Annotated in this window: 16 protein-coding genes; 7 read left to right on the top strand and 9 right to left on the bottom strand. The window is 62.4% G+C overall.

Going from position 1 to position 14,990, the window contains the following annotated elements:
* Positions 1-21: 21 nt before the first annotated feature.
* The 3 genes from EOA19_RS10825 (at position 22) to EOA19_RS10815 (ending at position 3,275) form a co-directional block, all read left to right on the top strand.
* Positions 22-1,500 (top strand): YcjX family protein, encoded by a 1,479-nt coding sequence (locus tag EOA19_RS10825; RefSeq protein WP_128303573.1) that lies wholly within the window; start codon positions 22-24, stop codon positions 1,498-1,500.
* On the top strand, positions 1,497-2,585 hold the full coding sequence (locus tag EOA19_RS10820) for a YcjF family protein (RefSeq protein ID WP_128303572.1): 1,089 nt from the start codon (positions 1,497-1,499) through the stop codon (positions 2,583-2,585). The genes EOA19_RS10825 and EOA19_RS10820 overlap by 4 nt, the downstream gene beginning before the upstream one ends.
* 135 nt (positions 2,586-2,720) lie before the next feature.
* Entirely contained in the window at positions 2,721-3,275 is a 555-nt protein-coding gene (locus tag EOA19_RS10815; RefSeq protein WP_128303571.1) for a hypothetical protein, read from the top strand.
* A gap of 108 nt (positions 3,276-3,383) precedes the next feature.
* Here the strand turns inward: EOA19_RS10815 and EOA19_RS10810 are convergent, their stop codons facing one another.
* The 3 genes from EOA19_RS10810 to EOA19_RS10800 all read right to left on the bottom strand — a co-directional run bounded on the left by EOA19_RS10810 (position 3,384) and on the right by EOA19_RS10800 (position 6,091).
* Positions 3,384-3,650: a hypothetical protein gene (locus EOA19_RS10810; protein WP_127271315.1), complete on the bottom strand. Its 267-nt coding sequence runs from the start codon at positions 3,648-3,650 to the stop codon at positions 3,384-3,386.
* A gap of 182 nt (positions 3,651-3,832) precedes the next feature.
* Positions 3,833-5,041, bottom strand: coding sequence for an MFS transporter (locus tag EOA19_RS10805; protein WP_127273253.1), 1,209 nt, complete (start codon positions 5,039-5,041; stop codon positions 3,833-3,835).
* Between the two features lie 60 nt (positions 5,042-5,101).
* The gene (locus EOA19_RS10800; RefSeq protein WP_206638027.1) at positions 5,102-6,091 is read right to left on the bottom strand and encodes an AraC family transcriptional regulator; all 990 of its coding nucleotides are present in this window, start codon (positions 6,089-6,091) and stop codon (positions 5,102-5,104) included.
* Positions 6,092-6,251: 160 nt separating this feature from the next.
* On the opposite strand from EOA19_RS10800, the gene EOA19_RS10795 reads away from it, so the two are divergent.
* Complete coding sequence (locus EOA19_RS10795; protein WP_127295929.1) at positions 6,252-8,087, top strand: monovalent cation:proton antiporter-2 (CPA2) family protein; 1,836 nt, start codon at positions 6,252-6,254, stop codon at positions 8,085-8,087.
* 14 nt (positions 8,088-8,101) lie between these two features.
* Entirely contained in the window at positions 8,102-8,647 is a 546-nt protein-coding gene (locus tag EOA19_RS10790) for a DUF924 family protein (protein WP_127295930.1), read from the top strand.
* Positions 8,648-8,674: 27 nt separating this feature from the next.
* Here the strand turns inward: EOA19_RS10790 and folK are convergent, their stop codons facing one another.
* The 3 genes from folK to folP are packed head-to-tail and all read right to left on the bottom strand — an operon-like array spanning position 8,675 to position 10,385.
* On the bottom strand, positions 8,675-9,187 hold the full coding sequence (gene folK / locus EOA19_RS10785; protein WP_128303569.1) for a 2-amino-4-hydroxy-6-hydroxymethyldihydropteridine diphosphokinase: 513 nt from the start codon (positions 9,185-9,187) through the stop codon (positions 8,675-8,677).
* Positions 9,171-9,530 (bottom strand): dihydroneopterin aldolase, encoded by a 360-nt coding sequence (folB, locus tag EOA19_RS10780; protein ID WP_128303568.1) that lies wholly within the window; start codon positions 9,528-9,530, stop codon positions 9,171-9,173. The genes folK and folB overlap by 17 nt, the downstream gene beginning before the upstream one ends.
* Before the next feature lie 3 nt (positions 9,531-9,533).
* Positions 9,534-10,385, bottom strand: a complete 852-nt coding sequence (gene folP, locus EOA19_RS10775; protein ID WP_128303567.1) for a dihydropteroate synthase — start codon at positions 10,383-10,385, stop codon at positions 9,534-9,536.
* Between the two features lie 103 nt (positions 10,386-10,488).
* Between folP and EOA19_RS10770 the strand changes: the two genes are divergently transcribed.
* Together EOA19_RS10770 and EOA19_RS10765 are read left to right on the top strand one after the other, a co-directional pair.
* Positions 10,489-11,148, top strand: a complete 660-nt coding sequence (locus EOA19_RS10770; RefSeq protein WP_128303669.1) for a DUF922 domain-containing protein — start codon at positions 10,489-10,491, stop codon at positions 11,146-11,148.
* 204 nt (positions 11,149-11,352) lie between these two features.
* On the top strand, positions 11,353-12,834 hold the full coding sequence (locus tag EOA19_RS10765; RefSeq protein WP_128303566.1) for an MDR family MFS transporter: 1,482 nt from the start codon (positions 11,353-11,355) through the stop codon (positions 12,832-12,834).
* Positions 12,835-12,837: 3 nt separating this feature from the next.
* Here the strand turns inward: EOA19_RS10765 and EOA19_RS10760 are convergent, their stop codons facing one another.
* The 3 genes from EOA19_RS10760 to EOA19_RS10750 all read right to left on the bottom strand — a co-directional run bounded on the left by EOA19_RS10760 (position 12,838) and on the right by EOA19_RS10750 (position 14,763).
* The gene (locus EOA19_RS10760; RefSeq protein WP_128303565.1) at positions 12,838-13,866 is read right to left on the bottom strand and encodes an NAD(P)/FAD-dependent oxidoreductase; all 1,029 of its coding nucleotides are present in this window, start codon (positions 13,864-13,866) and stop codon (positions 12,838-12,840) included.
* A gap of 96 nt (positions 13,867-13,962) precedes the next feature.
* Positions 13,963-14,283, bottom strand: a complete 321-nt coding sequence (locus EOA19_RS10755) for a 2Fe-2S iron-sulfur cluster-binding protein (protein ID WP_013531878.1) — start codon at positions 14,281-14,283, stop codon at positions 13,963-13,965.
* Between the two features lie 111 nt (positions 14,284-14,394).
* Positions 14,395-14,763, bottom strand: a complete 369-nt coding sequence (locus tag EOA19_RS10750; RefSeq protein WP_128303564.1) for an Hpt domain-containing protein — start codon at positions 14,761-14,763, stop codon at positions 14,395-14,397.
* Positions 14,764-14,990 lie beyond the last annotated feature (227 nt).

Genomic DNA, 14,990 nt, shown 5'->3' with positions numbered 1-14,990 from the left:
CGAAGTCCGAGAGAGCATATTTTGGCATCATCGCTGACCACCTTCACCGACGAGGCGAGGATTGCCCTCGACACGCTGTCGGGCCGCGCCACCGGGCTTTTTTCCCCATCGCTGCGCCTCGGCGTGACGGGATTGTCCCGCGCCGGCAAAACGGTGTTCATATCGGCCCTTGTCCACAATTTGATCCATGGCGGCCGCCTGCCGCTGTTCGAGGCGCAGAAATCTGGGCGCATCGCCCGCGCCTTCCTCGAGCAGCAGCCCGACGACGCGGTGCCGCGTTTCCAGTACGAGGACCACATCGCCGCCCTGGTCAACGATCGTGCTTGGCCCGATTCGACGCGCGCCATTTCGGAACTGCGGCTGACCATCGAATATGAATCGGCTTCCGGCTGGAGCCGCATGTTTTCCTCGGGCAGATTGTCGGTCGATATCGTCGACTATCCCGGCGAATGGCTGCTCGATCTGCCGCTGCTCGGCAAATCCTTCGCAGATTTTTCGTACGAAGCCTTTGAAATGGCCGTTCTGCCGGTGCGCGAGGACCTTTCGCAGGGCTGGCGGGCGCTGTCGGCCGGGATCGATCCGAACGCCGACGCCGACGAGATGACGGGGCGCCGCCTGGCCGAAAGCTTCGCCGCCTATCTGAAGGCCTGCAAGCTCGACGAGCGGGCGCTTTCGACCTTGCCGCCCGGCCGTTTCCTGATGCCGGGCGATCTCGAAGGCTCGCCGGCACTGACCTTCGCGCCCCTGGCCGGGATCGGTGATAAGCGTCCGCGCGCAGGGTCGCTGCACGCCATGATGGACAGACGCTATGAGGCTTACAAGACGCATGTCGTCAAACCCTTCTTCCGCGAACACATCACCCGCCTCGATCGCCAGATCGTGCTGATCGACGCCATGCAGGCGCTGAACGCCGGCCCCGGCGCCATGGCCGACCTGGAACGCGCGGTAACCGAGATCCTCAGCTGTTTCCGACCCGGCCGGGGCAGCTTCCTCACCGACCTGTTCTCGCGGCGCATCGACCGCATCCTGGTTGCCGCGACCAAAGCCGACCATCTGCATCACGAAAGCCATGACCGCCTGCAGTCGATCGTGCGGCGGCTTGCCGACCGCGCCGTGGCACGGGCGAATTTCACCGGCGCCGACGTCGATGTGGTCGCCATGGCGGCGGTGCGCGCGACGCGCGAAGGCACCGTCAAGCAAGGCCGAGAGACGTTGCCAGTCATTATCGGCACGCCGATCGCCGGCGAGAAGATCAACGGCGAAACCTTCGATGGAAAAACTGAAACAGCCATATTTCCTGGTGATTTACCGGAGAAAATTGATGCGGTTTTTGATCTTTCGGGAGCCGATCACAAGCAGGATGCCGCAGACCCTGCAATCCGCTTCGTCCGTTTCCGTCCCCCAAAGCTAGAACGCACGGCCGAAGGTATCACCCTGTCGCTGCCGCATATCAGACTCGACCGTGCCTTGCAGTTCCTGATTGGAGATCATTTGGCATGATCGCGCCCCGCAAGCCGGCGGCATTCCGCATCGAGCCGGAAGCCACATCAAGACAAATGCACCCACAACCGCGCCCCCAGGCCGATGCTCAGCGCAAACCGCGCGCGATGAAGACCGATGTCGCGATGGTCCTCCCGGCGGAAGTCGATGTCTTCGACGAGCCCGACATCATTGCCGCGGAGCCGCCACCGGCCATTGCCCCCAGGAAACGCTCGCTGCTCGGCAGCATCTTCTTCGGCGCCTTTGGCGTGCTGGTTTCGCTGGCTGTCGGCTTGTGGACCGACCAGCTCATACGCGACCTCTTTGCGCGCGCCGAATGGCTGGGCTGGCTGGCCGCCGGCATGGCTGCCATCGCCGTGCTGGCGCTTATGGTGATCCTGATTCGAGAATTCCTGGCGATCGCCCGTCTCGCCGAGGTCGAAAAGCTGCAGAAACGGGCGCTCGACGCAATCGAGCGTGACGATCCCAAGGCGGCACGATCGGTCGTCGACGAGCTGTCGGCCTTTGTCGCGGCCAAACCCGAGACCGCGGCCGGCCGGCGCGCGCTGGCCGAACTGCGCGGCGAAATCATCGACGGCGGCAATCTCGTGCGCCTGGCCGAGGCAGAAATTCTGGGCCCCCTCGATGCCAGGGCAAAGGTGATGATCCTCGAGGCCGCCAAACGCGTTTCGCTGGTGACGGCGGTCAGCCCGCGCGCACTCGTCGATGTCGCCTATGTCGTGTTCGAGGCGGGACGGCTCATTCGCCGTCTGTCGGAACTCTATGGCGGACGGCCCGGAACGCTGGGTTTCTTTCGCCTGGCGCGCAGCGTGCTGGCGCATCTGGCGGTCACCGGCTCGATCGCGGTCGGTGACAGTTTCGTCCAGCAGATCGTCGGCCACGGCTTGGCCGCGCGTCTTTCGGCCAAGCTTGGCGAGGGCGTCGTCAACGGCATGATGACGGCGCGCATCGGCATCGCCGCGATGGAGACGGCGCGACCCCTGCCCTTCAGCGCCGCCAAGCGTCCCGGATTGGGCGACTTCCTCTCGGCGCTGACATCGTTCGCAACCAGGAAAGATGGTGAAACGACCCCATCCGGCAAGTGAGACGGGCTGGAGTGTCCGGACATTCGGAATCGTTACCGGACTGCTTTGCGGCGGCCCCTCGGTGACGAAGCATTAACCAATCTTGTTCATGGTCAGACGGGTTCCAAACAGCATCTTTGTTGCCGGGTGTCGTCGATGAAAAGCGTAATTCTATCCAGCGTCCTGCCCTTGGCAACGGTGATTGCGGCAGTCGTCGGCATTGCCGGAATGGCCTCTGCGGCGGAGCCGGACAAGCAGTTCTTCCAGTCTGCTGAAGGCAAGTGGATCGGTCCCGGCGAAATCGTCGCCGGCAAGTACAAAGGCACCAAGTTCAACTGCAGCTTCACCGGCTCGACGCCCGACGGCAAGGTCGGCATGTCGCTCGACGGCGGCTGCCGGGTTGGCATGTTTACCCAGCAGATGTCGGCCAAGATCGAGCGCAAGGGCCGTGAGGGCTACAAGGGCAGCTTTATGGGTGGCGCGACCGGTTCCGGCCTCGACATCATCGGCGGCAACGTCGTCGATCCCCGCAAAGTGGTCTTCACCATCAACCGCAACCAGCTGCGCGGCGTCATGCAGGCTCGCATCCCTGACGACAATTCGATGACAGTGACCATTGCCGTGCGCGTCGACGACCAGTTGGTGCCGGTGATCGGCATGAGCCTGAAGCGCGTCGACGCAGTCGAAGTCGGCTCCATCGCGCCGAACTGAAATCGCGCCGAACTGAAAATCCGAAAAAAAGGCGGCGACCCAACGGTCACCGCCCTCTCCCTTGACCCATCGAATCAGGCGCTTAGGCCTTGATCTCAAATCAGGGCGTTAGCCTTTGATTGTGGCCGTCAGTTCGTCATAGGCCTTGCAGGCGTCGGCCAATGTCGTAGCGCCCTGATACTTGGTTGTCACCGCCTGGACCTTGGCCGTCAGATCAGCCGCTTTGGACGGGTCCTTGGTAATCGCTTCCTGCAGCGCGGTAGCCATGTCCTGCGCCTTCTTGGTCGCGATTTCCGCCGTGCACTCGGGCGCCTTCGAGCAAGCCGAACCGGCAAGCACCGCCAGGCCGACGGCAACAAACAAAAACTTCTTCATGTCAGTCATCTCCTCAAAAAGGGCGCGACTTGATCGTCGATCACCCTCCAATGGCCGAAGCCGAGCGTCCTTAGCCTTCGATTGCGGCAAGATGCAACGTGTTCCCGGCCTCAACTTGTGTATCGCGCCTGCAACATCGGCGGCGGCCCGGATTCAGGCTATTTTGTCAGCGGCAGCAAAGTTCAGCTGCGTGGCTGCAGCAGCGCCAAGACGGCGGTCGATGCGGCAAGGACAGCAGTCAGAGTCAAAGGCCCGGTCGCGCCATAGGTGTCCACGACATAGCCGCCGACAACCGCGCCGATGGTGATGGCAATCTGGAAAGAGGTGACCATCAGGCTGCCCGCTGCCTCCAGCGCATCAGGCGCCGCGCGCGACATATTGGTCGGCAGCACCACCGGCGCCATGCCAAAGGCGAAACCCCACAGCGTAACGAAGCCGAAGGCAACGCCCATATGCGAGCCCCAAAGCACCAAAGTAAGTGCCGCAACCGCCATCAACGCCGCGGTGACTGCGAGGGCCATGTGGATGTTGGTGTCGGCCATGCGGCCGCCGGCAACATTACCGATCACGGCAGCGATGCCAAACCCGAGCAGAGCCAGGGCAATCGGTCCGGTTGTAAGGAGTGTCACCTGTTCGAGGAAGGGACGCACATAGACCGAGCCGGCAAAATGCCCCGTCATCAGCAAAACAATAGCCAGCATGCCGAGTTGGATGCCGCGCCGCCGGGTCAGCCGAAATACATCTGCAAGGCTGTTGCTTGCCGTTGCAGGCAAGGTCGGCAGGCTGAGAAACTGCAGCAGCATGGCAAGCGCGGCCAGCCCCGCCGTCATGGCCATGGCACTGCGCCACCCTATCCAGTCACTGATCAACGCGCCCATCGACGGTGCGGCAATGGTGGCAAGCGAGACGCCGAGGGTGACGATCGCCATGCCCCGACCTGTCGCATTGGCGCCAACCAGCCTCGCCACGACGGCGACCGAAAGTGCCCAGAAAGCGCTGAGAGCGATGCCCAGCCCGGCCCGGCCCAACAGCAACAGCCAGAAATCGGTCGCCAGCGCCGCCAGGATATTGGAACCGACCGCAAGAGCGCTGAGACCAACCAGCACCGCCTTGCGGTTCAAGCGGCCGATGAGAACATTGCTCAACATGGCCGTCACGGCGCCGACGGAAGCGGTGGCGGTGACGACCTGGCCGGCCGTCCCCTCGCTGATGCCGAGATCGCGTGCCATTGGCGTCAGCAGACCTGCGGGCAGGAATTCGGCCGACACCAGGGCAAAGCTGGTGGCCGCCAATGAAATGACCGCGAACCAGGTGGCTGAACTCCACGCGGCTGGTGCATCGGCATCAAGGCCAATCGCGGCGTCTTCAATCTGTAATGTTGTGTCAGTCACGGAAAGATCTCCAAAGTTTGGAGGTCTTAAATAGGCGAGTCCGCTCGGATGATATGTATCTTAGAATCCGAAATTCATATCCATTCGTCCGGGAATTGTGCGGCGCACAACGCCCGGCGAGACATTGGTGATGCGCTTGAACGCGCGCGCGAAGGATGCCTCGGAATCATAGCCCAAACGGGTAGCGACTTCGGCAACCGACAAGCCGTTTTGGCCCAGCAATTCGCGGGCAAGCTGCATACGCAGGCGGGCGAGATAGTGTGCGGCACCCTCCCCCAATACCGCACTGAAACGCTCGGCGAAAATCGAACGCGATTGGCCTGCCACGCCGGCCAGGCTTCCCAGCGTCCAGTTGTGGCCGGGGCTGCGGTGCATGGCCGCCAAAGCGCGGCCTATATGGGGGTCGCGGATGGCTGCGAGCCAACCGGTGGTCGAGGCTCCGTTGCAATTGACCCAGCAGCGTATGAGCCGGGCCGTCAGCAAGTCGGCCATACGCGACAGAATCGTGGCGCTGCCCATCTGCGGTTGCGAGGCCTCCACCGTCATGGCCGCCAGCAAAGGACCGACGACCGGGTCATTGCCGGCCACGTCGCAACCCTTGATGACAGGCGGCATCAACGTGATCAATGGGTTGAGCGCATAGGAGTCCAAGGCCATGGAGCCGCAGAAAAGGGTGCTCGTCGCGCCCGTTCCTTGCCGTACCACTTCGCAGACGTTGCCCCCCAACTTGATCACCTGGCAACCTTCGAGCGAGTCCCCTGCAACGTCCGGCGCGCTGGCCAGCCGATGGGCGATGCCTTGCGGCAGCAGCACCAGATCGCCATCGCGCAACTCCTGCCAGCCTTGCGATTCAGTATGAATCCAGCACGGGCCCTGGCCGACAAAGTGAAACCGAAGCAGCTGTTGTTGCGGAAAGTCTATGCTCCATGGGTGCCGGAGCTCGCAGCGACCATAGTTGACACCACTCAAGCGAAAGTCTTGTAAAACTTCGCTGAGCGCATCCATCGGGATATGTGGCGTCGAAGACGGCCGGGACGAATAGTCAGACATATACGCAATATAGATGCCGAACGTCCGGCAGGCAAGCGGGGACCGTTGTTCCACCAGGGAAATCGCTGCAACGGCACCCTACCTTTCCCGGCAGATTTCTCGCCTTGCCTCCCGCTCCAACTGCATGCAAGGAGTGCTGTGAGACACAGGGACAAGAGGCATGGCGGCGGAAGCATCGGGCAGTGATCTGGTTCAGGTGGTGGCGCTGCTTGCTGCCGGTGTCGTCGCCGTCCCCATCTTCAAGCGCATGGGCCTCGGCTCGATCCTCGGCTATCTGGCTGCCGGCGTGGTGATCGGCCCGTTCGGCCTCGGCGTCTTTTCCGAATCGGAAGCCATTCTTCATGTCGCCGAACTCGGCGTGGTGATGTTCCTGTTCATCATCGGGCTGGAAATGCAGCCATCGCGGCTGTGGGGCCTGCGCCGTGAGATCTTTGGCCTCGGTGCGTTGCAGGTCGGCGTCTGCGCGCTTCTGCTGACCGGTGTCGGCATGGCGGGAGGGTTTCCGATCGCGCAATCCTTCGTCGCCGGCGCAGGCTTCGTGCTGACCTCGACGGCGATCGTCATGCAACTCCTCGAGGAACGCGGTGAAATCGCTGCGCCGAAAGGCCAGCGCATTGTATCGGTCCTGCTGTTCGAGGATCTTGCCATCGTGCCGCTGCTGGCGTTGATCGCGTTCCTGGCACCCGGTGGGGCCGACACCAGCCTGTCGGAGCGGCTGACCGAGGTCGGCATCGGGCTCGCCGCGATCGTCGGCCTGGTGGTGGCAGGCCGCTATCTGCTCAATCCGTTCTTCCGCATCCTGGCGGATGCCCGCGCCCGCGAAGTAATGACGGCGGCGGCACTTCTGGTCGTTCTCGGATCCGCGCTCGCCATGCAGCTCAGCGGCCTGTCTATGGCGATGGGTGCCTTCCTGGCCGGCGTGCTTTTGTCCGAATCGACCTTCCGCCACCAGCTCGAAGCCGACATCGAACCCTTCCGCGGCATCCTGCTCGGTCTGTTCTTTCTCGCGGTGGGCATGTCGCTCGACCTGCATGTGGTCGCGGCGAACTGGCGGCTGATCGCCGTCTATGTCGTCGCCTACATGGTGATGAAGGCGTTCGGTATCTACATCGTCGCCCGCATCCTGAAATCAGGCCACCGCGAAGCCCTGGAGCGCGCGGTCTTCATGGCACAAGGCGGCGAATTCGCCTTTGTCCTTTACTCGGCGGCCGCAGCGGTCGGCATCATCGACGGCAACGCCAACGCGACGCTGACGGCGATCGTTATCATCTCCATGGTGCTGACGCCGCTGGCGATCATCGCCTTGCGCTATCTGACGCCGCGCGACGAGCAGTCGCTCGACGGCGTCGATGTCGCCGATGGCCTGACCGGCAGCGTGCTGGTCATTGGCTTCGGCCGCTTCGGCCAGATCGCGAGCCAGCCGCTGCTGCTGCGCGGCATCGACGTCTCGATCATCGACAATGATGTCGAAATGATCCAGGCGGCGGCCGATTTCGGCTTCAAGGTCTACTATGGCGACGGCACGCGACTGGACATCCTGCATGCCGCCGGTGCCGGCCGGGCGCGCGCCGTGCTGATCTGCGTCGACAAGGCCGATGTGGCTGTTCGCATCGCCCAGCTGATCAAGGCCGAATTCCCACTGCTCACAGTGCTGGCCCGCGCATTCGACCGTGGAACGGCGCTGCAGCTCATTCGTGCCGGCGTCGACTACCAGCTGCGCGAAACCTTCGAATCCGCACTTGTTTTCGGTGGCTCGGCACTGGAATCGCTGGGCGTTGACCCCGAAGACGTGGCTGAAACGATCGAAGACGTCAGGCGCCGCGACACCGATCGCTTCGAAACCCAGCTTGCCGAAGGCATTCGCGCCGGACAGCGCTTCCTGAGAGGCAATATCGGCACGCCGATTCCGACACCGCTCTCCACGCCGCGCCGGCCTGGTCAGGCACTCAATGAAGAGACCGCGGGTGTGCTGCACAAGTCCGAACCCGCCGATTGAGCAAGGAACTATGCATGGAATTGGACAGCCGGGCCCTATCGGTCACCAAATTCTGGCGCGATGCCGGCGAGGATGCCTGGTTCGAGAAGAACGAAGCATTCGATGCCGAGTTCCGCGACCGCTTTCTCGGCCTGCACTATGCCGCCGCTCGGCGTGAATGCGACGACTGGCTGGAACATGCCGAAGGCGCGCTGGCGCTGATGATCCTGCTCGATCAGTTTCCGCGGAACTGTTTTCGCGGCACCGGCCATATGTACGCGACCGATCCGCTCGCCAGATATTTCGCAGAGAGGGCGGTCGCGGCCGGCCATGACCTGGCACTCGAGGAAGAACTCCGCGTTTTCCTCTACCTGCCGTACGAGCATTCGGAACTGCTGGCCGACCAGGACATTTCGGTCGAGCTGACGCAGGCCAGGGCCGAGCCCTACCTGAAATACGCTGTCGAACACCGCGATATCATTCAGCATTTCGGCCGTTTTCCGCATCGAAACAGGATGCTTGGCCGCGAAACCACGGTGCAGGAGCAGGCGTTCCTGGATGGTGGCGGCTTCTCGGGCTAAAAGTTCGGCCGTCGCCTTGCCCAGAAATCAGGCCAGCCACCAATCCCGGCCGGACGACAATCGCTCGATGCCTGAAGAATCGACGGCGACCAGGCGGTCGGTGATGCTGCGGCCGCTGACAACCAGGCTGGGCGCGATCTCGGCCAGTGGCGCCAGCACGAAGGCGCGCTCCAGCATGCGCGGATGCGGCACCTCCAGCCCGGTCTCGTGGATGACGCGGTCGCCGAACACCAGAATGTCGATATCGATCAGCCGCGGCCCCCAGCGCTCCTCCCGGACCCGCTTCAGCTTGCGCTCCGCATCGAGGCAGAGGTCGAGCAAGGCACGCGGTGCAAGCACGGTGGAAATCTCGGCGGCCGCATTGAGAAAATCCGGCTGATCGAGCTTGCCCCAGGGCGGCGTGCGATAAAGCGACGAGACGCCGGTGACGCGCGTATCCGCGTCGGCATCCAGCATTCGCAGCGCCGCGCCCATGGATTTCGCCGGATCGCCAAGATTGCCGCCAAGGCTGAGATAAACGGTACTATTCGGGCCAGACAACGGTCACCTCGACATAATCGAGCACGCCGGGCACCGGTGCGTTCGGCTTGCGCACCGTGATCTCGGCTTTCTTTATCTGCGGAAAACGCGCCGTCAGCGCACGGGCCACTTCGAGCGCCAGCGACTCGATCAGAAAACGGCGCTGCCCGGTGATGATCTTTTCAATGACGGTGAATGCAATGCCGTAGTGGACCGTATCCTCGATGGAATCCTCAGCAAGCGCCCGGCCTGGATCGACGGTGAGAACGGCATCGACATAGAAGCGCTGGCCGAGCTTTTCCTCCTCGTCCAGCACGCCGTGCCGGGCAAAGAAAGCGCAGTTCTTCATGCGGATGACATACATCGCTCAGTTTCTCGCCCGGTCCGTCTGGCGCGCCAGCATAGCATCCGCGAGCGCCAAAGCGTCCACGTTGAATGCGACATCGTGGACGCGAAACAGATCGGCGCCCTGGAGCCTCAATATGACGCTGGTCGCCGCTGTTCCGACCCCTCTGTCGGCGGCATCACGGCCGGTGACCGTGCCGATGAAGCGTTTTCGCGACGTACCGACCATCAGCGGCAAGCCGAGTGCATGCAATTCCGAAAAGCGTGCCATCAGGTCGAGATTTTCCTCCGCCGTCTCCTTGGCGAATCCGAAACCGGGATCGAGTACGATACGATCGTCGGCGATGCCGTTCTGGCGGGCGATTTCCAGCGACTTTCGCAGGAACGTCAATTGATCGGCAACCACATCCGGCAGCTTCTGGCGATCCCGCCCGGTATGCATGATGACAAGCCCGGCGCCGGTGTCGGCAGCGACACGCGCAATATCGGGCTCGCGCTGCAAACCCCAGACATCGTTGACGATATGCGCGCCGGCGGCAACCGCCAGCCGCGCCGTGTCGGCGCGATAGGTGTCGACCGAAATCAGCACCTCGCTCACGCCCGCCAGCGCTTCGATCACAGGCAGGATGCGGTCCTGTTCCTGACTGGCCGATACCGCGGCAGCACCTGGGCGCGTCGATTCTCCGCCGACATCGACGACCAGTGCGCCTTCCCCGATCATGCGGCGCGCCTGGGCCAGCGCCTTTTCAGGGGCGTCGAACTGGCCGCCGTCGGAAAAGCTATCGGGCGTGACATTGAGGATGCCGACGACCACGGCCTTGCCGCCAAGGTCGAGATGGCGTCCATGCGCCAACTGCCATCGCCTGGCCGTCATTGCTCATCGACCATGGAGTTCATCAATCATGTGTGATCCCTGGCGGATCAATTTCATTGCGCCGGCAACGGCCGTAAAGCAAGGTGGTCGAAGAGGCAACATGATGAAACGATCCATGCTTGGCATGAAAAAACCGTCCTTGGGCGTGAAACAATCCTTGGCTTGCGCGCTGCTGCTCGCCATGACCCCGCTTCCGGCGGCTGCCGCCAATCTCGTCAAGACGTACAGCTATTTCGCCGTCGGCGGCAGCACGCTCGACGACATCGAGGCACAACTCTCCAAACGCGGGCCGGAGGTGAAAAGCACCGGCACCCGGCACCCGGGCGCCACGCAAATGGCCTTCACCACCCGTATCAGCTATGCGCAGACACCGAGTTCCTGCCGAATCGCCGACGCGGTGGTGACCGTCAAGGTGAAGGTGATCCTTCCCGAGTGGCGCCGCCCGCGCAAGGCCGATGCCGATGTCAGGCTGTTCTGGGATACGCTGTCCGCCGACATCAAGCGCCATGAGGAGCGCCATGTCGAAATCGCCAAGAACCATGGCGGCGAACTCGAAGAGGCCTTGAAGGCCACCTACCCGCAAAAGAACTGCGACGCCGCCAAGGCCAAGGCGGCCGCGATCACCGCGGCTGTCCTGGCCAGGCACGACCGCGCCCAGCTTCAGTTCGACCGCGTCGAAAGCGTCAATTTCGAAAGCCGCATCCTGCGGCTGCTGCGCTACCGCATGGAGCGCATCGGCAACGGCCGACTGCCGCCGGCCTGAACGCACCCGAACTGAAGCCAAATTCGCCGAAGCGTAGTGCCAGATTCGAAAAACTTTCGAGCCGCTGTCGAAACCGGCCTATATGGGACGACATATATCAGGCTCGCCAGACGCGAGCATAAAACACCAATGCGATCCGAACGGTCGAGAAACCGGAACGGCTGAACAGCGCCGGTCAAATCGCAAGCTTATGGATGAACGATCATGGACCAGGCTGTCGATAACAAAACGATGGCGGAAACCGGCACGCCGATAACAGAGAGCGAAAAGAACGCCATTATCGGCGGCGTGCTGTTGTCGATGCTGTTGGCGGCACTCGATCAGACCATTGTCGCGCCGGCCATGCCGACCATCGGGCATGCGCTCGGAAACGCACACTATCTGCCATGGATCGTCACCGGTTATCTCCTGACCGCTACCGCCGTGGCCCCGCTCTACGGCAAGATTTCCGATGTCTACGGACGCCGGCCAACCGTCTATGCCGCGATCCTGATCTTTTTGGCGGGATCGCTGGTCAGTGCAATGGCTCCCAACATGTTTGTGCTGGTTGTCGGGCGGGCGATCCAGGGCGCCGGCGGCGGCGGCTTGTTCGCTTTGACGCAGACCGTCGTCGGCGATCTCGTTCCGCCGCGCGAGCGGGCACGCTATGCCGCCTGGCTCTCCGGCACATGGGCCGTCGCCAGCGTTGCCGGTCCGTTGCTCGGCGGCACTTTCGCCGAGCACCTGCACTGGTCACTGATCTTCTGGATCAACATTCCGCTTGGTGTTCTTGCGATGGCGATCATCAACAAGCCGCTCAAGAAACTGCCCGTTGCCGCAAAGCGCCATCGTATCGACGGCCTGGGCGCGTTGCTTCTGATCATTGCCACGGCGCTGCTGCTGCTCGCATTGAACTGGGGCGGCAGCGCCTATCCCTGGATTTCGCTTGAAGTCATCGGCGTTCTCTGCGGTTCGGCGATTTTCTGGGGCGCTTTTGCCTTGCGGCTTATGCGAGCCGCCGAGCCGCTCATCTCGCTTGAAGTGCTTGGCAATCCAATCGTTCTGGCAGGCACGCTTTCGATGTTCCTGCTTCAGGCCGCAAGCGTCGGCATGGCTGTGTACCTGCCCGTCTATCTTCAGGCGGTGCTCGGCCTGTCGGCAGCAGAGTCGGGCATCGCGATGCTTGGGCTTCTGCTGGGGACCGTCGGCGGCGCGGCATTCAGCGGGCGCATGATACCGCATTTCACCCACTACAAGCGCATTGCAATGGTGGGCGTCGTCTTCAGCATGCTGTGCCTCTGCCTGCTGGCCGTCGTCGCAGGATATGCAACGCTGCTGGAGGTAGAGGTCTTGACGATCTGCATCGGGTTTGGAACCGGAACGACGTTTCCGGTCACCACCGTGTCGGTCCAGAACGCCGTCGATCGCGTGCATCTCGGCGTCGCGACGGGCGTGCTGACATTCCTGCGTTCGCTTGGCAGTGCGCTTGGGGTCGCGATGCTCGGCGCGGTCGCTCTGGGTTACGGCTTGCCGCTTGCCGGTGAAGGCGTGCGGATCGTGGGCCATAGCGCGACGGTCGAGCCGTTCGTGATGATCTTTGCCGTCGCCGCCGCTACATTGCTGCTGGGGCTGATCACGCTGACGCTGATGCCCGAAAAGGAGCTTCGCGGTTACGCCGACAATGCGGCGCCGATGCTCGCCGAGTAAAGTTCAGCCGGAGACGCCGAGCTTCTTCTGCAGGCTGGTCGAGGAGGTCGTGTACTGGAAAACGATGCGCTCGCCGGGGCTGATGATGCGCTTGGCGGCCTGCGCCATCAGCGCCACTTCGTGGAAGCCCGACAGGATCAGCTTCAGCTTGCCCGGATACCAGTTGATGTCGCCGACCGCGAAGATACCGGGCACCGATGTCTGGAACTTCTCGGTATCGACCGGAATAAGGTTCTCGTGAAGGTTGAGGCCCCACTCCGCGATCGGTCCGAGCTTCATGGTCAGGCCGAAGAACGGCAGCATGCGCGTGCAAGGCACCTCGACGTCGCCGTCCGGTCCCTTGATGGTGGCCGATGACAGTTGGCCGTCGGCACCGGTCAATCCGGTCACCTGCCCGACCTGGAATTCGAGTTGCTTCATCTCCTGCATGGCATACATCTTGTTGACGCTGTCGGGGGCGGCACGGAACTCGGGCCGCCGGTGCACCAGCGTCACGCTCTTTGCCACCGGCTGCAGGTTCAGCGTCCAGTCGAGTGCCGAGTCGCCGCCGCCGACGATAACGAGGTCATGGCCGCGAAAATCCTCCATCCGGCGCACCGAATAGAAGACACTCTTGCCTTCATAGGGCTCTATGCCGGGGATCGGCGGACGCTTGGGCTGGAAGGAGCCGCCGCCGGCGGCAATCACCACCACCTTGGCCTCGAACACCTCATTTTCGTCGGTGGTGACGCGAAAACTGCCGTCCTCCAGTTTTTCCAGGCTGGAAACCATTCGGTTGTAGCTGAAATCAGGCTTGAACGGCGCGATCTGCTCGAGCAATTTGTCGACCAGCCCCTGCGCCGAGATCGAAGGCCAGCCTGGAATGTCGTAGATCGGCTTTTCCGGATAGAGCTCCGCGCACTGGCCGCCCGGCCGATCGAGAATGTCGATCAGGTGGCACTTCATGTCGAACAAGCCGAGCTCGAACACGGCAAACAGGCCGACCGGCCCTGCCCCGACAATAAGCACGTCTGTCCTGGTGGTCTCGGTCATGCGATGTGCCTCGCTGCGAAGAGAGCAGGACACTGCATGACCAATGCTCCGCTGCCAAGCCGCAGCGGGAAAAATCAGTTGGCAAAGATCCTGCGCTTATCCCTGGCGAGCGGGCACGCGGACAACCAGGCCGTCAAGCGCATCGCGGACCTTGATCTGGCATGACAGGCGCGAGTTGGGCTGGACGTCGTAGGCGAAGTCCAGCATGTCCTCTTCCATCGCTTCCGGCTCGCCGACTTCAGCCGTCCAGGCTTCGTCGACATAAACGTGACAGGTGGCACAGGCGCAGGCACCGCCGCATTCGGCTTCGATCCCGGGCACGGCGTTGCGGATCGCGTTCTCCATGACCGTAGAGCCGTTCTCGGCGTCCATGTCGAAATGCGTGCCGTCATGGGCAATGAAAGTCAGCTTGGTCATTTGTCACCTGAAGGGAGTTCCAGCCGAGATAATCACTCCGGCTGACAAGTCAACTGCCGCATGAAAGCGCCGCCCGATGACGTTTTTCCGCAAATCGGGTTCGGCGCGGATTCAGCGGTTGATGGCGGCGATGAAATCGCGCACTTCGTCGATCAGCGTGCCAAGCCGCTTGAGCGTCTGGCCGTCTTCCGGCCGGCGCTCGATCTCGGTGGCGCAATCGGCAATGGCAAAGGCGCCCACGCCCCGTGCCGAACCCTTTAATCCATGGGCGAGCAGAAGCCGGTCCTTGATGTCGGCGTCGACTATTCTGTCGCGCACGGACAGCGCCTGCTGTACAAACAGCGCCAGCACCTCTTGCTCAAGGCTGCGGTCACCCATCGTCTGGCGGGCAAGGTGTGCCAAATCGACCGGCCGTGACCGCCTTGGTCCGGATACGTCGCCCCCGGGCATTGAGAAGGCAATGCCGCTTTCGCCACGCATAAACTCGAACTCCGTTTCTTCGATTCGCCCAAAAACCTAGGCGAATCCAATGGACAACGGGTTAATGAATGGCCGGGAAAAATGTTGCCAAAGCGGCGCCCAAATCACAGTTCCGTTAACCTTATATTTAAAGTTTTACGTATCCCGCGGAATGCATGTTTTCTTTACCCCCCTGTGTCATTACGATACGAGGGGTCCATTTTCAGCCTCCTGCGCGGGGCAAGACA

It is taken from the genome of Mesorhizobium sp. M7A.F.Ca.US.010.02.1.1 (genome assembly GCF_004023085.1).
Taxonomy (GTDB): Bacteria; Pseudomonadota; Alphaproteobacteria; order Rhizobiales; family Rhizobiaceae; genus Mesorhizobium.
Note: the sequence above shows the minus strand (reverse complement) of the source record. Positions and strands in the feature narration are given on the sequence as shown.